General features: G+C 59.5%; 22 protein-coding genes and 2 tRNA genes. 1 reads left to right on the forward strand and 23 read right to left on the reverse strand.

What is annotated here, in order from left to right:
* Positions 1–444: hypothetical protein (locus tag LOC54_RS05525; protein WP_279312837.1), on the forward strand; the 444-nt coding region annotated here is incomplete at its 5' end.
* 133 nt (positions 445–577) lie between these two features.
* On the opposite strand, the gene LOC54_RS05530 is transcribed toward LOC54_RS05525, so the two are convergent.
* The 23 genes from LOC54_RS05530 to LOC54_RS05640 all read right to left on the reverse strand — a co-directional run bounded on the left by LOC54_RS05530 (position 578) and on the right by LOC54_RS05640 (position 24,304).
* Positions 578–979: a hypothetical protein gene (locus LOC54_RS05530; protein ID WP_279312838.1), complete on the reverse strand. Its 402-nt coding sequence runs from the start codon at positions 977–979 to the stop codon at positions 578–580.
* Positions 980–1,099: 120 nt separating this feature from the next.
* Positions 1,100–2,746 carry a ribonuclease J gene (locus LOC54_RS05535; RefSeq protein WP_279312839.1) on the reverse strand — a complete coding sequence of 549 codons (1,647 nt, stop codon included), beginning with the start codon at positions 2,744–2,746 and terminating at the stop codon, positions 1,100–1,102.
* A 195-nt stretch (positions 2,747–2,941) separates the two neighbouring features.
* Complete coding sequence (locus LOC54_RS05540) at positions 2,942–3,748, reverse strand: biotin--[acetyl-CoA-carboxylase] ligase (protein ID WP_279312840.1); 807 nt, start codon at positions 3,746–3,748, stop codon at positions 2,942–2,944.
* Positions 3,738–5,162, reverse strand: coding sequence for an NADH-quinone oxidoreductase subunit NuoN (gene nuoN, locus LOC54_RS05545; RefSeq protein ID WP_279312841.1), 1,425 nt, complete (start codon positions 5,160–5,162; stop codon positions 3,738–3,740). The genes LOC54_RS05540 and nuoN overlap by 11 nt, the downstream gene beginning before the upstream one ends.
* 37 nt (positions 5,163–5,199) lie before the next feature.
* Positions 5,200–7,137 carry an NADH-quinone oxidoreductase subunit L gene (gene nuoL / locus LOC54_RS05550; RefSeq protein ID WP_279312842.1) on the reverse strand — a complete coding sequence of 646 codons (1,938 nt, stop codon included), beginning with the start codon at positions 7,135–7,137 and terminating at the stop codon, positions 5,200–5,202.
* Positions 7,138–7,143: 6 nt separating this feature from the next.
* Positions 7,144–7,464 carry an NADH-quinone oxidoreductase subunit NuoK gene (gene nuoK / locus LOC54_RS05555; protein ID WP_279312843.1) on the reverse strand — a complete coding sequence of 107 codons (321 nt, stop codon included), beginning with the start codon at positions 7,462–7,464 and terminating at the stop codon, positions 7,144–7,146.
* Positions 7,461–8,201, reverse strand: a complete 741-nt coding sequence (locus tag LOC54_RS05560; protein ID WP_279312844.1) for an NADH-quinone oxidoreductase subunit J — start codon at positions 8,199–8,201, stop codon at positions 7,461–7,463. Before LOC54_RS05560 ends, nuoK begins: the two co-directional genes overlap by 4 nt.
* A 48-nt stretch (positions 8,202–8,249) precedes the next feature.
* Positions 8,250–8,732, reverse strand: a complete 483-nt coding sequence (gene nuoI, locus LOC54_RS05565; RefSeq protein ID WP_279312845.1) for an NADH-quinone oxidoreductase subunit NuoI — start codon at positions 8,730–8,732, stop codon at positions 8,250–8,252.
* Positions 8,732–9,754, reverse strand: a complete 1,023-nt coding sequence (gene nuoH, locus LOC54_RS05570) for an NADH-quinone oxidoreductase subunit NuoH (protein WP_279312846.1) — start codon at positions 9,752–9,754, stop codon at positions 8,732–8,734. Before nuoH ends, nuoI begins: the two co-directional genes overlap by 1 nt.
* A gap of 6 nt (positions 9,755–9,760) precedes the next feature.
* Positions 9,761–11,818 carry an NADH-quinone oxidoreductase subunit NuoG gene (gene nuoG, locus LOC54_RS05575; protein ID WP_279312847.1) on the reverse strand — a complete coding sequence of 686 codons (2,058 nt, stop codon included), beginning with the start codon at positions 11,816–11,818 and terminating at the stop codon, positions 9,761–9,763.
* A 5-nt stretch (positions 11,819–11,823) separates the two neighbouring features.
* Positions 11,824–13,149 carry an NADH-quinone oxidoreductase subunit NuoF gene (gene nuoF, locus LOC54_RS05580; protein WP_279312848.1) on the reverse strand — a complete coding sequence of 442 codons (1,326 nt, stop codon included), beginning with the start codon at positions 13,147–13,149 and terminating at the stop codon, positions 11,824–11,826.
* 13 nt (positions 13,150–13,162) lie between these two features.
* Positions 13,163–13,801 (reverse strand): NAD(P)H-dependent oxidoreductase subunit E, encoded by a 639-nt coding sequence (locus LOC54_RS05585; RefSeq protein WP_279312849.1) that lies wholly within the window; start codon positions 13,799–13,801, stop codon positions 13,163–13,165.
* Positions 13,798–15,009, reverse strand: a complete 1,212-nt coding sequence (locus LOC54_RS05590; protein WP_279312855.1) for an NADH-quinone oxidoreductase subunit D — start codon at positions 15,007–15,009, stop codon at positions 13,798–13,800. The genes LOC54_RS05585 and LOC54_RS05590 overlap by 4 nt, the downstream gene beginning before the upstream one ends.
* 110 nt (positions 15,010–15,119) lie before the next feature.
* Positions 15,120–15,773, reverse strand: a complete 654-nt coding sequence (locus LOC54_RS05595; protein ID WP_279312856.1) for an NADH-quinone oxidoreductase subunit C — start codon at positions 15,771–15,773, stop codon at positions 15,120–15,122.
* Between the two features lie 28 nt (positions 15,774–15,801).
* Entirely contained in the window at positions 15,802–16,404 is a 603-nt protein-coding gene (locus LOC54_RS05600) for an NADH-quinone oxidoreductase subunit B (RefSeq protein ID WP_279312857.1), read from the reverse strand.
* Positions 16,405–16,408: 4 nt separating this feature from the next.
* Positions 16,409–16,774, reverse strand: a complete 366-nt coding sequence (locus LOC54_RS05605; RefSeq protein ID WP_279312858.1) for an NADH-quinone oxidoreductase subunit A — start codon at positions 16,772–16,774, stop codon at positions 16,409–16,411.
* A 279-nt stretch (positions 16,775–17,053) separates the two neighbouring features.
* A tRNA-Val gene (locus LOC54_RS05610) sits at positions 17,054–17,128 on the reverse strand.
* Between the two features lie 171 nt (positions 17,129–17,299).
* Entirely contained in the window at positions 17,300–17,584 is a 285-nt protein-coding gene (locus tag LOC54_RS05615) for an HU family DNA-binding protein (RefSeq protein WP_279312850.1), read from the reverse strand.
* Between the two features lie 165 nt (positions 17,585–17,749).
* Positions 17,750–20,305, reverse strand: coding sequence for an endopeptidase La (gene lon / locus LOC54_RS05620; protein ID WP_279312851.1), 2,556 nt, complete (start codon positions 20,303–20,305; stop codon positions 17,750–17,752).
* A 234-nt stretch (positions 20,306–20,539) separates the two neighbouring features.
* Positions 20,540–21,808, reverse strand: a complete 1,269-nt coding sequence (gene clpX / locus LOC54_RS05625) for an ATP-dependent Clp protease ATP-binding subunit ClpX (protein WP_279312852.1) — start codon at positions 21,806–21,808, stop codon at positions 20,540–20,542.
* A gap of 124 nt (positions 21,809–21,932) precedes the next feature.
* Complete coding sequence (locus LOC54_RS05630; RefSeq protein WP_279312853.1) at positions 21,933–22,577, reverse strand: ATP-dependent Clp protease proteolytic subunit; 645 nt, start codon at positions 22,575–22,577, stop codon at positions 21,933–21,935.
* A 237-nt stretch (positions 22,578–22,814) separates the two neighbouring features.
* The gene (tig, locus tag LOC54_RS05635) at positions 22,815–24,146 is read right to left on the reverse strand and encodes a trigger factor (protein ID WP_279312854.1); all 1,332 of its coding nucleotides are present in this window, start codon (positions 24,144–24,146) and stop codon (positions 22,815–22,817) included.
* A gap of 73 nt (positions 24,147–24,219) precedes the next feature.
* Positions 24,220–24,304: transfer RNA gene (locus LOC54_RS05640), tRNA-Leu, on the reverse strand.
* Between the last annotated feature and the right edge of the window lie 516 nt (positions 24,305–24,820).

Consider the following 24,820-nt stretch of genomic DNA (forward strand, 5'->3'; position numbering starts at 1 on the left):
CACGGCTTCACGCAGCATAAGACAGGTCAGCCTCAGCCCTATGATCCGCAAAATGCCCAACCCGACAGGCTGCTAGGGCGGGAAAGCCTTTCAATCGACAGTTTCCACACATGGCGACAGACCGCCGTGCTCGTCACGCCGGAGATCACAGAGCGCGTGTCGGACCTTCTGGAGACCTACAACCTGAGTCCCGATATATGCCCGGTCCGAATCGGAAATCGGGATATGAGCAGGATCTCCGTCACGGTCCGCGGTCTGACACTGCCCCTGAACGTTCTGTGGAATGACGGATCAGACAGGCGTCTCCTCGGATTCGACACGGAAAAACTTCCAACGACACCAGGCGCCCCGCCCTTCTTCGTTCCGGCCTTCCATGCCTCCGCTGAAGACATACAGGAAACAGAAGCAGCTAAACTGCCCGCGTCATGCAGCAGGGCGGGCTGAGTGCCCGCTCCGTGCATGTATGAAGCTGTGCCCTCAGTCCCTTTGTATTGGCAGAGGGAGGCTTCCACCAACGACTGGAAAAAATGACGAACAGTGAACCGATATTGCGAAACCTGCAATCTGACCATGAAATTTACTTAGAATCAGACAATAAAACCACACGCTCGCCATATGGTAATGCTGCGCGATTCATAAATCCGAACACTTCACCTTCAGACCTGATAATGATTTTACTGCCATCCCACCTCACAGTTGCATCCTGTTCACTGCGAAGAACGGGAGTCATCCCCTCCAGAGTATCACGGACATCGGGCTGATCGATCCTCGGCATAATGTAAAGTTGATATACGGTATCCACCGTGGCCAGCAGAGCCCCGTCGTTGACCACAACGTATGACCATATACTATCGTGCAGCCGTTCAGCCGAGACGACCTTATAAAGCTTTTTATAGGAAAGCGGCTGACTGACATACCAGACGGCACCGACAACAGAAAAGACTACAACACAGGCTCCGATTACAAGCTTTCTGAGCATCAATAATCCTCTTCCGGCAGCAAACCGGTAACGCGATTACAGGTAATACAGCCGGGGATACCAGGCCTCGCCACAAAAAAAGGGAGCCGAAGCTCCCTTTTTTCATCAGAACGTCTCTGATCAGACGTGCAGGATATGTACGTCCACCAGAGGCCGCTTCTGGATCTTGCGCCCCAGTGCCCGGCGCAGGGCTGTCTTTGCCGCCTCACGGAAGGCGTGTTCGTCGGCACGAAGATCGTCCGGAATCTCATCAAGGGAAATTGCGAACTCTTCCTTGACGCGGTCCGTTTCCTCATCGCCCTGGTCCAGCAGACCCGGTGCGCTGACCTTCGGATCACCAATGACGAAACCTTCGTCATCAATCGCCACGCTGGCGATCACCAGACCGTTGAACAGCATCTTACGGCGTGCGGCCAGAACCTCTCCGTCCAGCGGCAGAAGGCGCGTACCATCCACAGCCCAGCGGCCGGTCGGCGCGGTGTCCACCACCTCGACTGTGCCCGGAGCCAGGTTGAGAATGTCGCCGTCCTCAAGCAGAACCGCATCGATACCCTGCTCCTGAGCCAGCGCCGCATGAGCCGTCAGATGGCGCCACTCACCATGCGTCGGCACGGCATATTGCGGGCGGATGAGCCTGTACATCTCGCGCACGTCGTCGCCGGTCGCATGGCCGGAGCAGTGCACCATCGCATCCTTATCCGTCAGCACCGTCACACCGCGACGGGTCAGGTTATCCTGCACCTGCATGATCGCGATCTCGTTGCCCGGAATCATACGGCTGGAATAGATGACCGTGTCACCCTTCCCGAGCGATACGTTCGGATGCACGTCTATGGCGATACGGGACAGGGCGGAGCGCGGCTCTCCCTGGCTGCCGGTGATGATCATCACCAGCTCATTATCCGGAATATCGTTCACATCCTGCTCAGACACGAACGGCAGCACTCCGGAGAGATAACCGCACTCACGCGCGGAATTATCAAGATTACGCAGGGAACGGCCCACCAGCGCCACGGTCCGGCCGGCTGCCTGCGCCGCCATGGCAATGGTTTCGACGCGGGCCACGTTGGACGCAAAGCAGGTGACGGCAATCCGGCCCTTCAGCCCCGCGATAAGAGCGGTCATGCCCTCACGCACCTCGGCTTCAGAGCGGGAAGCCCCCTTACTCATGACATTCGTGCTGTCACAGACCAGGGCCAGCACGCCCTCATCCCCGATTTCCTTCAGACGCTTAAGGTCTGTCGGCGGGCCGACCAGCGGTGTCGGATCGATCTTCCAGTCACCGGTATGCATGATCGTACCGTACTCGGTCCGGATCGCCATCGCCTGCGCTTCCGGCACGGAATGCGTGACCGGAATGAACTCGATATCAAACGGTCCGACATCAAACCGGCTGCCCGGCTGCTTCGTGTGGATCGTGACATTATGCAGCAGCCGCGCCTCGCTCAGCTTACGGCGCAGCACGGATGTGGCGAAAGGCGTGGCATAGATCGGGCACTGCAGCCGCGTCCACAGGTGCGCCACGGCCCCGAGATGATCCTCATGCGCGTGCGTGATCACCATTCCGGCGATCTGGCCGCGGCGTTCGGCAATAAAAGTCGGATCGGGGACGAGGACCTCAGCTTCCGGTGTATCATTGCCGGAAAAGCCGATCCCGCAGTCCACAACGAGCCATGTCTCTCCCAGACGGTAGAGGTTCAGGTTCATGCCAATCTCGCCCGTTCCGCCCAGAGGCAGAAAGGCAAGACCGTCGTTCTGTACGGTCATTCGTGAAGTTTACCTTTTTTCAGTTCGGTCTCAGTTACAAAAAACAAAATCCGGACGTGCTCTGTCCGGGGAAAACTCTGGTGGTCTCGCGGGCTGCATGCCCATGATCCTGTACGACGGGGACGGAACCGCACGCGCGGCTCAACGCTCTCCGGAAAATCTGCGGCAGGGAGTCTCTCCCCTTCGGATCTTCGGTCATGACGTGCCGACTGCCTCTCCGGCTCCGGCGCGGTCTGCACCATCTGCAAGGAGAATTTCCGCCGTGGCAATGCTGCGCAGCCCTTCTGCGGTTCGCAGAATCAGGGCACCATCGGGACCGATCCCCGTGAATTCTCCCTCGATATACGTATTTCCTCCCCGCGCCACAAGGCGGGTTCCGACAGGAAGGGCCGCATCAAGCCAAGCCGCACGTACGGGGCCGAAGCCTTCCGCTTCCGCAAGAGCCAGATAACGGCTCACCGCATCGAGAATATGTATGGCCACTTCGGCCGGAGGAAAAACACGATCAGCAGCAACCTGCGCAAGACAGGCCAGATCCCGCCCGTCGATCTGCGGCACCCGGACGAGATTGGCACCGAATCCGGCAACCAGCCACTCCCGGCCGGGCACTCCGCCCCGTTCAATCAGCATTCCGCCAAGCTTGCACCCGTCCAGCAGCACGTCATTCGGCCATTTGAGCCGCAGGCGCGTTCCGGCGGAGAGATCTGACAGGCAGGCCAGAATCCCGTCGCGAAAGGCAAGGGAGAGAAGAAAGGGCCAGAAGCCGGCAAAGGAAGGATATCTCCCGTCAGGCCGCAGAATAACGGAAAGAGCGAGATTACCACCCGGGTCTTCCCAACTCCGTCCCCGGCTGCCTCTTCCCTTTGTCTGCCTCAATGCCAGAACGGCAAGACCTTCGGCCTCACCGGCTTCCGCGCGGGCGAGGCAGGTATCGGAAGTGGACTCCAGTTCCTCGTAAATCTCCGTGCGCCAAATCAGCGGCGCACGGCATTCAGCCCGCAATAGCGTGTGCTGCGATCTCGGCAGCGGAGGTGATCACACCCAGACCGATCAGGAAGAACACCGTCACGACTCCCATACCTGCCGATACGAAGGAGAGCGACGGAGCCGGGCTGTCGAACTCCTGCACCGGGGCATCGAAATACATCACCTTCACGACCCGCAGATAATAATAAGCACCGATCAGAGCCGACACACCGCCGACAGCCAGCAGACCATAAAGCCCGGCATGCCAGGCCGACGCGAACACCATGAATTTTCCGAAGAACCCGGCCATGGGCGGCACGCCGACCATCGAGAACATGAACACGGCCATCGCCAGCGCCATACCCGGATGCGTGCGGCTGAGACCGGACAGATCACGGATGGACGTAACCTCACGTCCGCCGCGCCGCATTGCGCCGATCACGGCGAACACACCCGCGTTCATCACGAGATAGGCCGCAAGATAGACCAGCGTAGCGCGAAGACCCGTGGCGCTGGCGGCAGCCAGACCCATCATCGCGTAGCCCATATGTCCGATAGAGGAATAGGCCATCAGACGCTTGATATCAGTCTGCGGAATCGCGGCCAAGGAACCGAACAGCATGGACAGCCCCGCAATCGTCTCGATCAGGATCTGCCAGCGCGGCGCGGCCATACCGAAAGGCCCGGCCATCAGACGCAGCAGCAGTGCAAAAGCTGCAAATTTCGGCGCACCCGCCATATAGGCCGTCACCGGCGTCGGAGAGCCCTGATAGGCATCGGGCGTCCACATATGGAACGGCACGGAAGAGAGCTTGAAAGCCAGACCGGCAATAATGAACACCATTCCGATCTGCAGACCGAGCGGCAGACCGCCCTGACCGGCAATGATCATGGACAGCGGCACCAGCTCCATCGTCCCGGCAAAACCATAGACGAGGGAGATACCATACAGCAGCAGGCCGGAGGCCAGAGAGCCGAGGATGAAGTATTTCAGCCCCGCCTCGGCAGATTTCAGACGATCACGCTCAATGGCACAGAGGATGTAGATCGACAGGGAGGACAGTTCCAGCCCCACGAACAGAGTGATGAGATTGCCCGCAGAGGCCATCAGCATCGCCCCCAGGCTGGAGAACAGCATCAGGACCGGTGTCTCGAACGGAAGACGGCTGCTTCCCCGCTGGTAACCGATTGAAATGATCGTCGCCAGAATACCGCCCGCGAGAATCAGAATCTTAAGGAAACGGGCAAATCCGTCATTGACGAACACATGACCATACCCGTTTCCGTCCGGGGTCAGCGGCACCAGAAACAGCGTCACGCCCATCGCGGCAATGCTGAGCATCGCCGCAGGCACGAAGCTGTCTTCCTTCTTCATGCAGACACCGGCAACAAGGATGACCAGACCACTGAGCGCGAGCACCAGTTCCGGCAGGGCGAGCATCCAGTTCATCGTGACATCATCCGTTCTGTGCGGGAAAGGGCGGGGTTCATGCGAGGAACACCACGGCCGTGACCAGAAGCACCAGGCCGATCAGTGTGGAGAAAGCATAGATCGCGATCGATCCGGTCTGGGTGCGTGCGGCCTGACCGGCAGCAGCCATTGTGACGCGTGCAGCCGAAAGCGGCATTTTCTCAATCGCGCCCTCATCCACCTCGCGCCACAGGAAACGGGCAAAGGCACGATAGGGACGGACGAAGATCACGTCATACAGCTCGTCAAAATACCATTTGTTCAGCAGGAAGAGATACAGCGGGCGCATCGACCGCGCCATGTTTCCCGGCAGCTCCGGACGCGCGATATAGGCAAACCACGCGGCGAAGATCCCGACGATCCCGGCAATCCCCGGTGCCAGAGAGACAAGCATCGGCACATGCTCGAAACGCTCCATGATCGTATTGCCGGGCGCATTAAAGATTGCCCCCTGCCAGAACGCCTCATGATGTGAGCCGACATAGAACGGAGCCAGAAGCACACCTGCAAACACGGCACCGATCGACAGCAGGAAAAGCGGACCCATCATGACCGGCGGGCTTTCATGCGCGCCGTCATTCAGATGCTGGTCACGCGGCTTCCCGTGGAACACGAGAAAAATCAGACGCCAGCTGTAGAACGCCGTAATGAACGCCGTCAGAGTGCCAAGCACCCAGCCATAGGCACCGATCCCCGACCCGGATGCCCAGGCCGCATTGAGAATCGCATCCTTCGACCAGTATCCGGCGAAGGGAAAAACACCGGCCAGAGCAAGGCTGCCGATCCACATGACGGCATAGGTCATCGGTATCTTCTTCCAAAGCCCGCCCATGCGGAACATATCCTGCTCGTCATGCACGGCATGAATGACCGAACCCGCACCAAGGAACAGCAGCGCCTTGAAGAAAGCATGCGTCGTCAGATGGAACACGCCCGCCTGATAGGCACCGACACCGATCGCCACGAACATGTACCCAAGCTGCGAACAGGTGGAGTAGGCAATCGTCCGCTTGATATCCGGCTGCACCATGCCGACCGTCGCGGCGAAGAAGCAGGTGGTCCCGCCGATCAGCACGACAAACTCACGCGTCAGCGGAGCGAACTCCAGCAGCGGGGACATCCGCGCCATCAGGAACACACCGGCCGTGACCATCGTGGCCGCGTGAATAAGGGCGGAAACCGGCGTCGGGCCTTCCATCGCATCCGGAAGCCAGGTGTGCAGGAACAGCTGCGCTGACTTGCCCATCGCACCGATGAACAGCAGCGTCGCGATCACCTCGATCACGCTGTGCGTCGAACCAAACAGGGTGTAGCCGGTCTGAAGCTGATCGGGGATCAGGGAGAAGATGCGGTCATAGGAGACCGTGCCGAACACGACCCAGAGCAGACCGATTCCGACCAGGAAAAACAGATCAGCCACACGGTTGACGACAAACGCCTTGATCGCGGCAGACGTCGCGGACGGGCGGTCATACCAGTATCCGATGAGCAGATAGCTCGCGAGACCCACGCCCTCCCAGCCGAAAAACAGCTGGATCAGATCATTGGACGTCACCAGCATCAGCATGGCGAAGGTGAACAGCGAGAGATAGCTGAAGAAGCGGTAACGCGGCATCGCGTCATGCGCCATATAACCCAGGCTGTAGATGTGAACGAGCAGCGAAACCGTCAGGACCATGGCCACCATGGTGACGGACAGCGTGTCACAGCGCAGTGACCATGCCGCGTGGAAACTGCCCGCATCGACCCAGCGAGCAAGCGTCAGGACGCTGCCGCCATGATCCATCGTGCCGATCAGCGCCCCGATACCGCAGAACGCAGCGACTCCCATACAGAGAACCGTCACAACCTGCGCAAAACCATCGCCCAGCTTCCGCCCGGCCAGACCGGCAAGCGCCGCACCCGCCAGAGGCAGCAGGACCGCGATTGCGAAAAGAAACAGTGCCGCCTGCATGGCTGCTCAGCCTTTCATCATCGTCACGTCCTCGACCTGGATCGAGCCGCGATTACGGAAATAAACAGTCAGGATCGCAAGACCGATGGCCGCCTCGGCAGCGGCAATGGTCAGCACGAACAGGGTCATGACCTGACCGCTGAGGTCTCCGTGGGCGGAGGAAAACGCCACGAAATTCAGGTTGGCAGCCAGAAGGATCAGTTCCATCGACATCATGATGATGATGATGTTCTTCCGGTTGAGAAAGATCCCGAACACGCCAAGCACCAGCAGCATCGCGCTGACGACAAGGAACGGGGTCAGACCGATCTGCGAGAGCGCGGTCATGCGTGGTCTCCCTTCGCCGCAGAGGCCTTCGCGGCCTCCGGCGTCTCAGCCGGAATACCGTAGGATCCCGGAATCGCAGTGACATAATAGGAATCTGCCGGACGGCGGAAACCGCCATTCTCTTCCACACTGTTGCCAAGCGGCAGGTCCAGCATATCGAGCGTATCCTGACGACGGCGGGCGTGCTGCAGGCTGATATCCTGGCGACGGCCGGTCGGACGGTCCCGGAGCGTGAGGGTAATGGCACCGATCATCGCGACCAGCAGCACAAGTCCGCATCCCTGGAACGGCAGGAAATAATGCGTGTAGATCACGTTACCGAGCGCCGCCGTGTTCGTATGCGGACCTCCGGGCTCACCAAGACCGCCGGTGACTGGTGCCACCACGACAGCCGATGTCTCCCAGTGCAGGAAGGTCATCACCAGTTCCGCAAACAGCACGCCGCCGACAGCCGCGCCGAACGGGGCATAACGCTGCAGCCCCTCACGCATCTTCGTGAAGTCGATATCGAGCATCATGACCACGAAGAGGAACAGGACAGCAACTGCGCCGACATAGACGATCACCAGCAGCATCGAGAGGAACTCGGCGCCCGCAATCAGAAACAGACCGGCAGCGTTGAAGAAGGCAAGGATCAGGAACAGCACCGAATGCACCGGGTTGCGCGCACTGATCACCATCATTCCCGAAGTGACCAGCACCGCGGAGAAGACATAAAATACGATCTGCGTCAGCATGGCTGCACCTCCCTGCGGCAGAACACCGCCACTGTGGCGGCAGATGTCTCAGCGATACGGCGCATCGAGCTCAAGCCTCCGTGCCAGGACAGCTTCCCAGCGGTCACCGTTCTCAAGGAGCTTTTCCTTGCTGTACATCAGCTCCTCCCGGGTCTCGGTCGCGAATTCGTAATTCGGTCCCTCAACGATCGCATCCACCGGGCAGGCTTCCTCACACAGACCGCAATAGATGCACTTCGTCATGTCGATATCGTAGCGTGTCGTCCGGCGGGAGCCGTCATCACGCGGCTCCGACTCGATCGTGATCGCCTCGGCCGGGCAGGTCGCCTCACACAACTTGCAGGCGATGCAGCGCTCCTCGCCGTTCGGATAACGACGCAGCGCATGCTCCCCGCGAAAACGCGGAGAGAGCGGTCCCTTCTCATAGGGATAATTCAGGGTCGCCTTCGGTCTGAACATCATCCTGAAGGTCGAGGCCATGCCTGAAGCGATTTCCTTCAGAAGGAAGGCCTTGAGGTCGATTCCGGCCATCAGCTCATTCCCTGCGGCAGAAGGCCCGTGGCAAGTAGGAACCCGGCGGTGCCGATCATCCACAGCAGCGAGAAAGGCAGGAATACCTTCCATCCCAGCCGCATCAGCTGATCGTAACGATAGCGCGGGAACGTGGCGCGGACCCAGATGAAAACAAAAAGACAGAAGATGATCTTGGCAATCAGCCAGAGCGGCCCGGGAATCCAGGTCAGCGGCGCGATCCCCAGCGGAGGCAGCCATCCGCCCAGAAACAGGATGCTGACCATACCTGACATCAGGATCATGTTCGCATATTCGCCAAGGAAGAACAGACCGAAAGCCAGCGAGGAATATTCCACGAAGAAGCCCGCCACCAGCTCGCTCTCGCCTTCGGGGAGATCGAACGGTGCACGGTTGGTCTCCGCCAGGGCCGAGATGAAGAACAGGATGAACATCGGGAACATCGGCACGCAGAACCAGACATGGCGCTGCGCGAGAATGATGTCGTTCAGGTTGAGACTGCCGACGGGCAGCAGAACCGAAACGATCACAAGTCCGATCGAGACCTCATAGGACACCATCTGCGCGGCAGAACGCAGCCCGCCGAGAAAGGCGTATTTGGAGTTCGATGCCCAGCCCGCGATCAGGATGCCGTAGACACCGAGCGAGGAGATCGCAAGGAGATACAGGATTCCGACATTGATGTTCGCGACCGCCAGCCCGTTACCTGTCGGAACCACCGCCCATGCCAGCATGGCCAAGGAGAAAGTCAGGAACGGAGCGAAGAGAAACAGGAAACGGTTCGCCCCTGAAGGGATGATCGTCTCCTTGGTGATCATCTTGATCGCATCGGCAAAAGCCTGAAGCAGACCGAAAACACCGTTGACGTTCGGCCCTTTCCGCATCTGCATCGCGGCCATCACCTTACGCTCCATGAGCGTGAGATAGGCCACGGCCAGAAGAAGCGGCACGAGAACCGCAAGCGCCTCAAGCACGATCAGAATCACATGCCCGGCCGTCGTGTCGTAGAAGAAGTGCGCCACGCTCCCTTACTCCGCTGCAATCGCGGCGGGCACGGAATAAACACGCGCACACTCCGCCATGGTCTCACTCGCCCGGCTGACCGGATTGGTGAGATAATAGGACTGACGGGACAGGCGGAACGGCCGGTCCGTCATGATGGTCTCGCTGCCTGCGAAAGGCGGCTGTGATACGGAAGCAGGAGCACCGCCGACAAAAACCGGATTGATCCGCGCCATACGGGCCCGCAGTTCCTCCGCCGTGTCAAACGGCAGACGATGGTCGATCACTTCGGAGAATGCGCGGATGATGCGCCAGTCCTCCCGCGCCTCTCCGGGCGGGAAAACGGCACGGAACGCCTGCTGCACCCTGCCTTCGGTATTGACATAGGTGCCGTCCTTCTCCGTCCAGGCCGCGCCCGGCAGAATGACATCCGCCCGCGCCGCAGCCGCATCACCATGTGATCCCTGATAGATCACGAACGTCTCCGGGCTTATGCCACCGACCGGGAACTCGTCGGCGCCAAGCAGCCAGAGCACGTCCACACCGCTGCTGAGCATGCCGCGCATGCTGCGTCCGCCCTGCCCGGGTACAAAACCGAGATCAAGCGCAGCCACACGGGATGCGGCGGTGTGCAGGATATTCAGGCCGTTCCAGCCATCCTTCACCACACCGGTCGTCTCCGCGATGTGGCGGACGGCTGCCTGGATCGCAAGCGAATCCTCCCGGACCAGCGCGCCGTGACCAAGAATGATCATCGGCTTTTCCGCCGTCCGGAGCGCTTCGCAGAACGGGTGACTGCCATCATAAAGCGAGGCCAGCACGTCCGGCCCTTCACCCAGCGCCTCATACGACCAGGTCGTATCGGATGGCTGCGGACCGATCACGCCGATCGGGAATTTCCCGCGACCGAGGGAAAGATACCGCTTGCGTATCCGTGCATTCAGCACAGGCGCATCATGACGCGGTGCGGCACCGATGATCAGAAGCGCATCGGCCTCGTCAATGCCCGTCACACCACTGGCAAAAGTATAGCGGGAGCGGTCCGACAGATCATAGGCCGCACCGTCCTGGCGACAGTCGAGATTAGCCGAACCGAGCGACTCCATCAGATCACGCAGGGCCGTCAGGCTCTCCGCATCGCACAGATCACCCGCAATCGCACCGATCCGGTTGCCGGGTACGCCCTCAAGCCGCTTGGCGATGGCAACAAAAGCATCCTGCCATGATACGGCCTGACGCTTGCCATGCACACGCACCCAGGGACGGTCCAGACGACGGCGCTTCAGGCCATCCACGGAAAAACGCCCCTTATCGGAGAGCCACTCCTCGTTCACCTCGTCATTCACACGCGGAACGATGCGCTTCACCTCTCCGCCACGCACCTGAACGACCGTGTTGGTCCCGAGCGCATCCGTCACGTCGATGGAGTCGGCCTTCTTCATCTCCCAGGGACGTGCCTGGAAAGCACCGGGCTTTGAAGTCAGCGCGCCGACAGGGCAGATATCGATCAGATTACCGGACAGCTCGGACGTCAGCGCCTTTTCAACATAGGTGCTGATCTCCAGATTCTCGCCACGGGAAATTCCGCCCAGCTCCGGCGTGCCCGCAACTTCGGTGCAGAACCGGACACAGCGCGTGCACTGGATGCAGCGGGTCATCACGGTCTTGACCAGCGGACCGAGATCCTTGTTCGTGACCGCACGCTTTTCCTCGTGATAGCGCGAGATGCCCGAGCCGTAGCCGTATGCCTGATCCTGAAGATCGCACTCGCCGCCCTGATCGCAGATCGGACAGTCCAGCGGGTGATTGATCAGCAGGAATTCCATCACGGCACGACGGGCACGACGGACCGTCTCGGTATCCGTGCGGATCTCCATCCCGTCAGAAACCGGGAAACCACATGATGCAACCGGCTTGGGCGCACGCACCACCTCAACCAGACACATGCGGCAGTTACCCGCTACGGACAGACGTTCGTGATAGCAGAAGCGGGGAATTTCCTTCCCGGCGGCCTCACAGGCCTGAAGCGCGCTGGACCCTGCGGCCACTTCGACCGGCGTGCCGTCGACGATGACTCTCACCATTGAAGTTACTCCGCTGCCACGGGAACGCCGTGCGGTACCTGCACGGTCCCGGCACCACCCAGTCTTGCCTTATAATCACGGATGCGCTGCTCCATGACCGGACGGAAATGCCGGATCAGTCCCTGAACCGGCCAGGCCGCCGCATCGCCCAGAGCGCAGATGGTGTGCCCCTCGATCTGACGCGTCACCTGTTCGAGCATATCGATTTCCTCGATCTCCGCCCGTCCCTCGACCATGCGCTTCATCACCCGCATCAGCCAGCCCGTACCCTCACGGCAGGGCGTGCACTGACCACAGCTCTCGTGTTTGTAGAACTGGGAAAACCGGGCGATGGCCTGGATGATATCCGTGGATTTATCCATCACGATCATACACGCTGTACCGAGCGAGGTCTTGTTTTCCCTCAGGCTGTCGTAATCCATCAGCACGGTCTCGCAGACGGATTTCGGCAGAAGCGGCACTGAGCAGCCACCCGGAATGACGGCAAGCAGATTATCCCAGCCGCCACGCACGCCACCGCCATGGATCTCGATAATATCCCTCAGAGGAACACCCAGCTCCTCTTCAAACACGCAGGGCGTGTTCACATGGCCCGAAATGGCCATCAGCTTGGTGCCGGCATTGTTCGGACGGCCAAGGCCGCTGAACCACGCCGCCCCGCGCCGCAGGATCGTGGATGCCGAGGCAATGCTCTCCACGTTGTTCACGGTCGTCGGGCAGCCATAAAGACCACATCCGGCCGGGAAAGGCGGCTTCATACGAGGCTGCCCCTTCTTCCCTTCCAGACTTTCGATCAGCGCCGTTTCCTCACCGCAGATATACGCACCCGCGCCGCGATGAATGTAGAAATCGAAATCCCAGCCGCTTCCGGCCGCATTACGGCCGATCAGACCGGCCTCATAGGCCTCATCAATCGCATACTGAAGATGCCGCGCCTCGTTATAGAACTCACCGCGGATATAGATGTAGGCCGCATGTGCCCCCATCGCGAAAGAGGCGATCAGCGCACTCTCAATCAGCTTGTGCGGCTCATGACGCAGGATTTCCCGGTCCTTACAGGTGCCCGGCTCCGATTCATCCCCGTTGATGACCAGATAATGCGGCAGCGGGCCATCACCTTTAGGCATGAAGGACCACTTCACGCCGGTCGGAAATCCGGCCCCGCCACGACCGCGCAGACCTGACGCCTTCATCTCGCTGACGATGGCATCGCGTCCCTTCGCAATGATCTCAGCCGTACCATCCCAGTCACCACGCGCACGGGCACCGGCCAGCCGCCAGTCATGCTGCCCGTAGAGATTGGTGAACATGCGGTCCTTATCGCTCAGCATGACCCTGCTCCCCTCATCCCTGACCTTGTGACTGACCGGTATCCTCATCCAGCAGCACCCGGCGGCCGCCTTCCGGCGCGGAGCACAGTCGATCTACCGTCGGTCCCGGCTCCGGACGCTCGCCCCGGCGCAGCGCCTCGATCAGCGCCTCCGTGCGGGGCCCGTCCAGATCCTCGTAAAAATCATTATCTACCTGCAGGATCGGCGCATTGGAGCAGGCCCCGAGACACTCGACTTCCGTCATGGTGAACAGGCCATCCTCGCTCGTCTCGCCAAAATGGCTGATCCCGGTCGCACGCCGACACGCAGCGACAACGTCATCCGAGCCACGCAGCCAGCAGGACGTCGTCGTGCAGACCTGCAGATGATATTTCCCGATCGGGCTGCGGTTGTACATGAAGTAGAACGACGCCACCTCATAGACGCGAACGGGCGCGATCTCCAGCCGGCGGGCAATCTCATCCATCGCCGCCGTCGGAATCCACGCACTGCCCGTCTGCCGGCCCATCTGATCCTGCGCGATATAAAGAAGAGGCATCACGGCAGATGCCTTGCGCTCTTCCGGATAGCGAGCCAGAGCCTTCGCGATCTCAGGCTCGCTCTGCGCATCAAATGCAAAGCTCTCCGGCTGGACGTGATCTGAAACGCTCATCGGTCCACCTCTCCGAATACGAGGTCAAGCGAACCGATAATCGCTACCGTATCCGCCAGCATGGTGCGGCGTGACAGCTCGTCGATTGCCTGAAGATGTGAGAACCCTGTCGGCCGGATCTTGCAGCGATAGGGACGGTTGCTGCCATCCGCCACCAGATACACGCCGAATTCACCCTTGGGCGTCTCGACAGCGGTGTAGGTCGCGCCCGGCGGCACGTGATAGCCCTCTGTATAGAGCTTGAAGTGGTGGATAAGGGCCTCCATCGACCGCTTCATCTCCGCACGCGGCGGCGGACTGAACTTCGGATCCTGAACCTTCACCGGACCGGGGCGAATCTGCTCCAGCCCCTGTCTGATGATCTTCACGCTCTCCCGCATCTCGGCCACACGGACGAGATAGCGGTCATAACAGTCACCATGACGGGCAACCGGAACGTTGAACTGAACCTTGTCATAGTTGTCATAAGGCTGCGACCGGCGCAGATCCCACGGAACACCGGATCCCCGCAAACACGGACCGGAAAAACCCCAAGCAAGCGCCTGTTCGGAAGTAAAAACACCGATCCCGACCGTGCGCTGCTTCCAGATCCGGTTCTCGGTCAGCAGGGATTCCAGATCGTCGATCCAAGCCGGAAACTCCTCAGCCCATTTCGCGATTTTCTCTTCCATCCCGGCCGGCATGTCACGCGACACACCACCGACGCGGAAATAATTCGCGTGAAAGCGCGCACCTGAAACACCCTCATGGAATTCCATGAGCTTCTCGCGCTCCTCATATCCCCACAGGGCAGGAGTGACCGCACCACAGTCCAGACCCATCGCCGTCAGGTTGAGGATATGATTCAGGATACGGGTGATCTCCGCGAAAATAACGCGAATCCACTTCCCGCGCTCCGGCGGCTCGATCCCGAGCAGCTTTTCCGTCGCCAGCGCGAAGGCATGCTCCTCACACATCGGAGACACGTAATCGAGACGATCAAAATACGGCAACGCCTTCTGATACGTCTTATATTCGATCAGCTTTTCCGTACCACGATGCAGCAGACCGATATGCGGAACGGCGCGGGCGACAACCTCACCCTCCATCTCCAGCACCAGACGCAGCACACCATGCGCGGACGGATGCTGCGGCCCGAAATTCAGCGCGTGGCTGTCAATCTCCACGGTACGGCGCTCAACCGTCGCCTCCGCCACCTTCTCAGGCATCAGACTCTCAGGAACGTCCGTGTCCAGCACGCTCGCACCCGGCAGGATCTCGCTTTCCTGCACGGCTTCCGCCGTTGCAGCCGTTCTGTCATCCGTCATGGCTTTATCCGTCATTTCAGCGGCTTCATGATCTGGCGGATTTCATGCGCCTTCTCATCGCCCGGCAGGGTCAGAATCCCCTCCCAGGGAGAGACGAAATCGAAATCCCGGAAATCCTGCTTCAGGGTCACCGGCTCATGCACGATCTGGCGACGCTCGATGTCGTAGCGCACCTCGGTATACCCGGTGAGCGGGAAGTCCTTGCGGAGCGGATACCCCTCAAACCCGTAATCAGTCAGAATCCGGCGCAGGTCCGGCTGTCCGGAAAACAGAACACCGAACAGATCGAAGCACTCGCGCTCCCACCAGGTGGCACAGGGCCACAGGCCATGAACCGAAGGCACCGGCCTTGATTCATCGGCCGTGACGATCACGCGGGCGCGCAGGTTTTTCGTGACCGAAAGCAGATTATAAACCACATCGAACCGCTCGGGCCGCTGCGGAAAGTCCACGCCGCAGACATCCATCAGCTGCTCGAATTTAAATCGCGGATCATCGCGCAGCATCTGCATCAGCGGCAGAAGCCGGTCCCGATGCGTACGGATCACCAGCTCTCCGCCCTCAAGCGCAGCGGAGTATATCTCCGGGAGCGAGGTGGAGAGAATGAAGGCCAGAGCTCCCAGACCGCCCTGCGTGCGGACGGCGCGGAGCTGTGCAGGCGTCAGAGCCTGCTCCGGAGAGGGTGTGATCGGATCAGCCACGCAGAATCGTCCCTGTCCGGCGGATTTTCTTCTGAAGCAGCATGATGCCGTAGATCAGCGCCTCAGCCGTGGGAGGGCACCCGGGGACATACACATCCACCGGCACGATGCGGTCGCAGCCGCGCACCACGGAATAGGAATAGTGATAATATCCGCCGCCATTGGCGCAGGACCCCATGGAGATCACCCAGCGCGGCTCGGCCATCTGGTCATAGACGCGGCGCAGGGCCGGAGCCATCTTGTTGGTCAGGGTTCCGGCAACGATCATTACGTCGGACTGACGCGGAGAGCCGCGGGGAATGATGCCCATGCGGTCCAGATCATAGCGCGGCATATAGGCGTGGATCATTTCCACGGCGCAGCAGGCCAGACCGAATGACATCGGCCACAGGCTCCCGGTGCGACCCCAGTTCACCAGTTTGTCGAGACTTGCGACGACAAATCCCTTCTCGCTGATCTCACCGGTGATTCCGCGGACGAACGCATCCTGCTCCGGACCGGGCGGAAGCGCCTCACGGTTCCAGGCAATGCTGTCAGGCTCTCCGCCACCTGAAGGAAGAAGGGGGCCGGAGCCTGTCTGTATATTGCCGGACATCGCCTCAGTCCCAGTCAAGGGCGCCCTTGCGCCACTCATAGATAAATCCGATTCCCAGAACACCCAGGAACACCATCATCGAGAGGAACCCCGCAAGCCCGATCCGCGACAGGCTGACCGCCCAGGGAAACAGGAACGCGACCTCAAGATCGAAAATGATGAAGAGAATCGAGACGAGATAGAACCGGACATCGAATCTGCGGCGGGCATCGTCAAACGCCTCAAAACCGCACTCATAAGCCGAAAGCTTCTCGGCATACGGCTTCTGATGCCCGAACAGCAGGGATGACCCCAGCATCGCCGCGGCAATGCCGACGGAGATAATTCCGAATATCAGAACCGGAAGATAATCACCCAGAACCGACTGCATTTCCCCCATCTCCTCGCTTCCGGCTCAGACAGAAACCACACGGGCCCCCGCATCACCTCACCGGTCATCACGGACACCGTAACGATCAGTCAGCCCGAACCTATGTCCCCGGAAGTCACAGCACCACCCCGAACTGATTAATCCGAAGGCAAATTCCTGTGAGGCCGTGATTTATTCCGGAATCATGCCGTTATAATCATTCACGTCGCGGGGCATTCTTGCACAGAATATGCCGGGCCGCAGCCTGTCCGGTGAAAGAATTTGTCATGCAGGGGAAAATGGTGGGCGATGACGGGATCGAACCGCCGACCATCTCGGTGTAAACGAGACGCTCTACCGCTGAGCTAATCGCCCGGAACGGTGTTTATACGTTTACCGCGGCGATGCAAGTGCAGAATGCGGAAAAATCACCCTGCCCTGATCCCGCAGGATCAGGGGTGGCCCTGAGGACCACCGGGCGGGCCGGCCAGAACAGACAGCCGGCATGGCTCCGGCCCCGGTAAAGAGGCCGGACGTCAGGCTGGGTCAGCCGACGGCATCCTTGAGGGACTTGCCGGGTTTGAAGCGAACAGAGGTGGAAGCCGGAATATCGATTTCCTCACCCGTACGCGGGTTGCGGCCCTTGGTCGCCTTACGATGGGCGGTCACGAACGTACCGAACCCGACGAGACGGACTTCCTGACCGTTCTTCAGCGCGTTCTCGATCGCACCGAAGACTGCGTCTACAACTTCAGAGGCCTTGGCCTTGGGCAGATCGGCCTCGTCGGCGACTGCGGCCACGAGCTCCTGCTTGTTCAGCGGCTTATCCATAACTTGCCTTTCTCTGTTCTGCGCCGGCAGCCGGAAACCTCTTCACGACACCGGGCAATCCGCGGCGCACTATTGAAGCCGTTTTCCGCCGCGTCAACAGCGAAATCCTGCTGAAAAATAGAGACGGCCCGGGTTGACGCCGGGCCGTCTGTCTGCACCTCACCCTCAGTGAGCAACCGGCGGAGAGGCAATGGCCGCTTTCTGAGCCGCAAGACGCTCTTCCAGCTCCTCATTCCACTCGATCGGCTGGGGTTTGCGCACCAGAGCCCGGCTGATCACCTCGTCCACATGCGAGACGGGAATGATCTCCAGACCGTTTTTCACGGAATCAGGCAGTTCCGCGATGTCCTTCTCATTTTCCTTCGGGATGAAAACGGTCCGGATTCCCGCACGCAGGGCCGCAAGCAGCTTTTCCTTCAGACCACCGATCGCAAGAACACGCCCGCGCAGCGTGATCTCACCGGTCATTCCGATATCATGTCTTACGGGAATACCAGTCAGAACACTGACGAGGGATGTCGCCATCGCGATACCTGCGGAAGGACCATCTTTCGGAGTCGCGCCTTCCGGAACGTGAAGATGAATGTCCCTTTTCTCGAACAGATCCGGGCGAATCCCGAAAGTCGTGGCGCGGCTGCGGACATAGGAAAGTGCCGCGGAGACGCTCTCCTTCATCACATCACCCAGCTTGCCGGTCTGCTTCACATTCCCCTTGCCCGGCACGACCACGCTCTCGATCGTCAGGATCTCACCACCCACCTCGGTCCAGGCAAGCCCCGTGACAACCCCGATCATATCCTCCGCCTCGGTCTCCCCGTGCAGATAGCGTTTCACACCGGCGTATTTCTCCAGCACATCCGGCGTGACATCCACACGCACCGCATTCCCGGTCACGATCTCCTTCACCACCTTGCGGGCAATGCGGGCAATCTCGCGCTCAAGACTGCGGACACCGGCCTCACGCGTGTAGAACCGGATCAGTTCCCGCAACGCCTCATCACTGAGCGACCACTCGTCCGGCTTCAGATTATGCGCCTCTCCCTGCTTGGGAATCAGATGGGCACGGGCAATCTCAACCTTCTCATCCTCCGTGTAACCGGACAGACGGATGATCTCCATACGATCCAGCAGCGGCTGCGGCATATTCAGGCTGTTGGCCGTCGTGATGAACATCACATCCGAAAGGTCATAATCGACCTCCAGATAATGATCCGCAAACGTCGCGTTCTGTTCCGGATCCAGCACCTCCAGCAGAGCCGAAGCCGGATCACCGCGCCAGTCAGCACCGAGTTTGTCGATCTCATCCAGCAGGAAGAGCGGGTTGGAAACCTTCGCCTTCTTCATTCCCTGGATGATCTTGCCCGGCATGGACCCGATATAGGTCCGGCGATGCCCGCGAATCTCGGATTCATCCCGCACACCGCCAAGCGACATGCGGACATATTCACGCCCTGTCGCCTTCGCGATGGACCGCGCAAGTGTCGTCTTGCCCACGCCCGGCGGACCGACAAGGCACAGAATAGGCCCTTTGAGCTTTTTCGACCGCGTCTGAACCGCAAGATATTCCAGAATCCGCTCTTTCACCTTTTCCAGAGCGTAGTGATTCTCATCCAGCGTCTTTTCCGCATCGGCAAGATCCGTACGGACCTTCGTGCGCTTCTTCCAGGGCACGCCAAGCAGCCAGTCCAGATAGTTCCGGACAACCGTGGACTCGGCCGACATCGGACTCATGCCCCGCAGCTTGCGAAGCTCGGCCTGCGCCTTTTCCTTAGCCTCCTTGCTCAGCCGGGTCTTCTCGATCCGCTCCTCGATCTCCGAGGCCTCGTCCTTACCGTCCTCACCCTCTCCGAGCTCCTTCTGAATCGCCTTGAGCTGCTCATTCAGATAGTACTCGCGCTGCGTCTTCTCCATCTGCCGCTTCACGCGGCTGCGGATACGCTTCTCCACCTGAAGAACGCCGATCTCCGCTTCCATATGCGCGTAGATCTTCTCAAGCTGCTTCGTCACGGACGACGTCTCGAGAATTTCCTGCCTCTCGGCAATCTTCAGATTCAGATGCCCCGCAATCGTGTCCGCAAGCTTGGACAGATCGCTGATCTGATTGAGCGAGACCATCACCTCGGCAGCAATCTTCTTGTTCAGACGGATATACTGCTCGAACTGGGTGACAACCGAGCGGCCCAGAGCCTCGGCCTCGGATCCGGCAGGCAGATCCTCTTCCAGAATCTCGATATCGGCCTCGAAATGCCCGTCCACCTCATGAAAGGCTTTCACACGGGCACGACGGCTGCCCTCGACCAGCACCTTCACCGTACCGTCAGGCAGCTTGAGAAGCTGCAGAATCGTCGAAACCGTTCCGAAACGATAGATGTCGTCAGCCCCCGGATCATCCAGAGACTCATCTTTCTGGGCGACCAGAAGGATGCCCATATCGTTCTTCGTAACGGACTCCAGCGCCCGGACAGATTTCTCACGCCCGACGAAAAGCGGCACGATCATATGCGGGAACACGACGATGTTCCGCAGGGGAAGAACAGCCACACGCTGCACGCCGCCTGCCTCGATCTTCGCCGACGCGGAGTTCTCAGGCGCCGCTGCCGTCGCAGCAGCAGCGCGTTTCTTCGATTCCTTCTTCACCACTGCGGGCTTCACTGCGGAAGCTTCCTCCGTCTCTTTTTTTACACGACGGCGGGGAGCGGGTTTCTTGCTATCATCGGTCATAGGAACTGACCTCCCTGGGGACGGTCACGCCGGGCCTGCCCTGAAGCGGCGCAGACCAGCGGACGGAAAAAACGGAAAAAACATTATGTGAACCGGGGATATCCCTCCGGTTCCGGCCGGAAATCCGGCGTTGCGACGCAAAGGCGACGCAGTAAGGAGCATTCACCATCCCTGCTGACATGGGGCGTGGTATCCCCGGGCGCAAGAAGAGCCCTCCGGCTGAAGGAATCCGCCTCAGGCAGACTGCTCCGCCGGCTGCTCCAGTCCCTTGCCGTAAACATAGACCGGCTCGGACCGGCCCTCCGCAACATCGCGGTTCACGACAACTTCCTCAATACCCTCAAGTCCGGGCAGATCAAACATGGTGGAGACCAGAATGCTCTCCATGATGGACCTGAGGCCACGCGCACCGGTCTTACGCTCGATCGCACGATACGAGATCGCCCTGAGCGCATCATCCGTGAACGTCAGCTTCACGTCTTCCATCTGGAACAGACGGGCATACTGCCGGACAAGAGCATTCTTCGGCTCGGAAAGGATCCGCACCAGAGTGGCCTCATCAAGATCGTCCAGCGTGGCGATCACCGGCAGACGGCCGATAAACTCCGGAATCAGACCGAATTTCTGCAGATCCTCAGGCTCGACATCCTTGAGAATCGCGCCCGTCCGGCGGTCATCCGGAGACTGAACATCCGCACCGAAGCCGATGCCCGATCCCTTGCCACGCGCGGAAATGACTTTCTCCAACCCGGCAAAGGCACCACCGCAGATAAACAGCATGTTCGTCGTATCCACCTGCAGAAACTCCTGCTGGGGGTGCTTGCGCCCGCCCTGCGGCGGAACGGAAGCTACGGTGCCTTCCATCAGCTTGAGCAGCGCCTGCTGCACACCCTCACCACTCACGTCGCGCGTGATGGAAGGGTTGTCGGACTTGCGGGAAATCTTGTCGATCTCGTCAATATAGACGATGCCCCGCTGCGCCTTCTCAACATTGTAATCCGCAGCCTGCAGCAGCTTGAGGATGATGTTCTCCACATCCTCACCGACATATCCGGCCTCGGTCAGCGTCGTGGCGTCCGCCATCGTAAACGGGACATCGATGATCCGCGCCAGCGTCTGTGCAAGCAGCGTCTTGCCCGATCCTGTGGGACCGACAAGCAGGATGTTGGATTTCGCAATCTCGACATCACCGCTCTTCGTAACGCTGTTCAGCCGCTTGTAGTGATTATGCACCGCAACGGAGAGCACTTTCTTCGCGTCAAACTGCCCGATCACATAGTCATCAAGGACCTTGCATATCTCACGCGGCGTCGGCACGCCGTCACGCGCCTTGCTGACAAGCGCGGTCTTATGCTCCTCACGGATGATATCCATGCAGAGCTCAACACATTCGTCGCAGATGAACACAGTCGGGCCGGCAATCAGCTTGCGGACCTCATGCTGCGATTTCCCACAGAACGAGCAGTAAAGCGTATTCTTGGAATCGCCTGACTTCGCGCTCATGAGCCCTCCCGAACCCGCCCGGCCTGTTTTCCAGAACCGGATCCCTGCGCCGGCAGCGGAGCCGCCGGCTTTCCTGCCTTACCGCCCCCTCCGCCGCAGCGGAAAAAGCCGGAGAACGGCATCATCACTGTTTCTTTTCATCCGTCTTCGCAGCGGCGTGATTGACAATCACCTCATCCACGATGCCGAACTTATGCGCTTCCTGCGCGGACATATAGGTATCCCGCTCCAGGCTGCTCTCGATCTCTTCCAGCGTCCGGCCGGTGTGCTCGCGATAAATCTCGTTCAGACGCTGACGGATCGTCAGGATCTCACGGGCCTGAATCTCGATATCACTTGCCTGGCCCTGCGCGCCGCCGGACGGCTGATGCACCATCACGCGGGCATTGGGAAGCGCGAAGCGACGCCCTGCCTCACCACCCGCCAGGAGCAGCGACCCCATGGAAGCCGCCATACCCAGACAGACCGTGCTGACCGGACTGCGAATATACTGCATCGTATCATAGATCGCGAGACCGGCAGACACGACGCCGCCCGGGCTGTTGATATAAAACGAGATTTCCTTGGTCGGATTGACGCTTTCCAGATACAGGAGCTGCGCCGAGATCAGCGAGGCCACCTGATCATAGACCGGACCGGTCAGGAAGATAATCCGCTCCTGCAGAAGGCGGGAATAGATATCAAACGCCCGCTCCCCGCGAGACGTCTGCTCAACCACCATCGGCACGAGCGCATTGTTATAAATCTCGACGGGATCCCGATCCCTCATATTCATATTCCCGACCATAAACGCATGGCAGTGACACAACGGAGCGTCGCACACATTCCGTCACCGTTCAGTCCGACTAAGATAGAGATAAACGGCCACGATACCACCCCATGCAGATGAGATTCCTGCATAAGGCCGGACATATCACGTAAAAAGCCGGGCATGGCTGCCCGGCTTTCTGCTTTTATGTTCCGTACCGGCACGCCGGAGCCGTAAAATCACGGAGTATCAGAGAAGTCATACCTCTGCCGGCGGCATTTCCGCCAGCTCTTCCGGCGTGACTTCCTTATCCGTCACCTTCGCCAGCTCGATCACGTAGTCCACAACCTTGTTCTCGAAGATCGGACCACGGAGATTCTCGGCTGCCTGCGGGTTCTTCTGGAAGAACTCAAAAACCGCCTGCTCCTGACCCTGATAACGCATGGCCTCGGCGCGAATCGCACGGAGCATCTCGTCCTGCGTGACAGTGATGTTCTTGCTGCGGCCGATCTCCGCCAGAAGCAGACCAAGGCGCACACGACGCTCTGCAATACGGCGGTAATCCGCACGCAGCGTCTCCTCGTCTTTGTCCTTGTCCTCATCATCCAGCTGACCCGCCTTGCGATCCGCATCAACACGACGCCAGATCTCGGCGAACTCGACTTCTACCATGCTCTCGGGAGCCGGGAAGTCGAGCATCTTCGCCAGAGCATCGAGCAGCTCGCGCTTGATCCGCAGACGGGAGAGCTGCTCATACTCACCCTCCACCTGCTTCGAGATCAGCTCACGCAGCTGCTCCAGCCCCTCAAAGCCGATCTTCTTCGCCAGATCGTCATCGATCGCGGTCTCAACCGGCTTTTTGAGCTGCTTCGCACGAATGTCGAAGGTCACTTCCTGACCGGCCAGATCCGCAGCGTGATAGTCGGCCGGGAACGTCACGGTGATGACCTTCTCCTCGCCCGCCTTCATGCCTTCCATCTGGTCCGCAAAACCGGGAATGAACCCCTCTCCGCCCAGCTCGATGCTGACATCCTGCGCCGTACCGCCTTCGAACGCCACGCCATCGCGCTTGCCTTCGAAATCAACGACCAGAACGTCGCCCTTCACGGCCGGACGGTCTTCCGTCACGTCCTCGAACGTACGCTGACGCTTCGCAATATCGTTCAGAGCCTTGTCAATCGTCTCGGCTGACGGCGTCGCCTTCAGGCGCGTCAGTTCCAGACCCGACAGGTCAGGCTCCGCAATCTCCGGGAGAACCTCGACCTCGATCGTGAAGACGACATCGCCCTTGCCGTCGGCTCCGGACGTCAGATCAACCTTCGGCTGACCGGCAGGACGCAGACCACGCTCCTCGAACAGCGAACGGACAGCACCGCTCACCGTCTCCTCAAGAGCCTCACCCTTCACGCTCTCACCAAAACGCTGACGCACGACAGCCGCAGGCACCTTGCCCGGACGGAAGCCCGGCAGACGCAGGGAAGCGCCCACTTCCTTCAGACGGGCGGCTTCGCGTTCCGCCAGATCAGCCGCAGGCACAGTGACGGTAAAACCGCATTTCAGGCCTTCGGAAAGCGTCTCTGTCACCTGCATCAGTCAGGCCATCCTCTCGTTCACATCATTCAGTCATCGTCAGGCTGGCAGATAATCCGACCTCCCGGAACTCTGGTACGGGCGGAGGGACTTGAACCCCCACGGCTTGCGCCACCAGAACCTAAATCTGGCGTGTCTGCCAATTCCACCACGCCCGCGTGGTTCCGGAACAGACCGCAGGCCTGCCCAGCTGATTTGAATGCGCGGACTTACCTCAGTAAATCGCCCCGGGCAAGCGGCAGAAGCAGGCAATACCCTTCGGCCCGGACATAAAATCCGACCACATCCCTCCGGCAGTCCCCGCAGAACACGATCAGCTGCAATTTCATTGCAGGTAAAAGATAAATTCATTCCACGCAGTGCGTGTCAGAATCCGACACCGCAGACACAGGCGGCCTGTACAGCAAGTCCACCGGAATCCTGCAGAAATATTAAACAACCCTGTTCCGACCTTACCTTTACTCTCAGGAAATCCGGCTTTCAATTTCTTTACAAAGCGCCTTCGACATCGCCATGTTCATGTATTTATGATATAATTAAGGTAGAATAATTTTCTTATTTTATAAAATAATTTATTCATTTTACTTGTCAATATCTTCCTAGAGAGTGTTATGTACTTTCGTGCGTGAGTGTTTCAGAACGGATGGATGAATACTGCACGCAAACCGTATCCG

Source organism: Acetobacter sp. AN02, assembly GCF_029759835.1.
Lineage (GTDB): Bacteria > Pseudomonadota > Alphaproteobacteria > Acetobacterales > Acetobacteraceae > Acetobacter.

Bases quoted from the DNA above. Each gene is read 5' to 3' on its own strand.
- LOC54_RS05605 (WP_279312858.1), bottom strand. From the start codon at position 16,774: ATGCAGTCGGTTCTGGGTGATTATCTTCCGGTTCTGATATTCGGAATT.
- nuoL (WP_279312842.1), bottom strand. From the start codon at position 7,137: ATGCAGGCGGCACTGTTTCTTTTCGCAATCGCGGTCCTGCTGCCTCTG.
- lon (WP_279312851.1), bottom strand. From the start codon at position 20,305: ATGACCGATGATAGCAAGAAACCCGCTCCCCGCCGTCGTGTAAAAAAA.
- nuoF (WP_279312848.1), bottom strand. From the start codon at position 13,149: ATGCTGAGCGATAAGGACCGCATGTTCACCAATCTCTACGGGCAGCAT.
- LOC54_RS05585 (WP_279312849.1), bottom strand. From the start codon at position 13,801: ATGAGCGTTTCAGATCACGTCCAGCCGGAGAGCTTTGCATTTGATGCG.
- tig (WP_279312854.1), bottom strand. From the start codon at position 24,146: ATGCAGGTGACAGAGACGCTTTCCGAAGGCCTGAAATGCGGTTTTACC.
- nuoN (WP_279312841.1), bottom strand. From the start codon at position 5,162: ATGAACTGGATGCTCGCCCTGCCGGAACTGGTGCTCGCGCTCAGTGGT.
- LOC54_RS05590 (WP_279312855.1), bottom strand. From the start codon at position 15,009: ATGCCTGAGAAGGTGGCGGAGGCGACGGTTGAGCGCCGTACCGTGGAG.
- LOC54_RS05560 (WP_279312844.1), bottom strand. From the start codon at position 8,201: ATGCTGACGCAGATCGTATTTTATGTCTTCTCCGCGGTGCTGGTCACT.
- LOC54_RS05535 (WP_279312839.1), bottom strand. From the start codon at position 2,746: ATGACCGTACAGAACGACGGTCTTGCCTTTCTGCCTCTGGGCGGAACG.
- nuoG (WP_279312847.1), bottom strand. From the start codon at position 11,818: ATGGTGAGAGTCATCGTCGACGGCACGCCGGTCGAAGTGGCCGCAGGG.
- LOC54_RS05615 (WP_279312850.1), bottom strand. From the start codon at position 17,584: ATGGATAAGCCGCTGAACAAGCAGGAGCTCGTGGCCGCAGTCGCCGAC.
- nuoK (WP_279312843.1), bottom strand. From the start codon at position 7,464: ATGACCGCGCTCTCGCAGATCGGTCTGACCCCGTTCCTTGTCGTCAGC.
- LOC54_RS05530 (WP_279312838.1), bottom strand. From the start codon at position 979: ATGCTCAGAAAGCTTGTAATCGGAGCCTGTGTTGTAGTCTTTTCTGTT.
- LOC54_RS05600 (WP_279312857.1), bottom strand. From the start codon at position 16,404: ATGTCCGGCAATATACAGACAGGCTCCGGCCCCCTTCTTCCTTCAGGT.
- LOC54_RS05630 (WP_279312853.1), bottom strand. From the start codon at position 22,577: ATGAGGGATCGGGATCCCGTCGAGATTTATAACAATGCGCTCGTGCCG.
- nuoI (WP_279312845.1), bottom strand. From the start codon at position 8,732: ATGGCCGGAATCGACCTCAAGGCCTTCCTTCTGAAGGAAATCGCTTCA.
- clpX (WP_279312852.1), bottom strand. From the start codon at position 21,808: ATGAGCGCGAAGTCAGGCGATTCCAAGAATACGCTTTACTGCTCGTTC.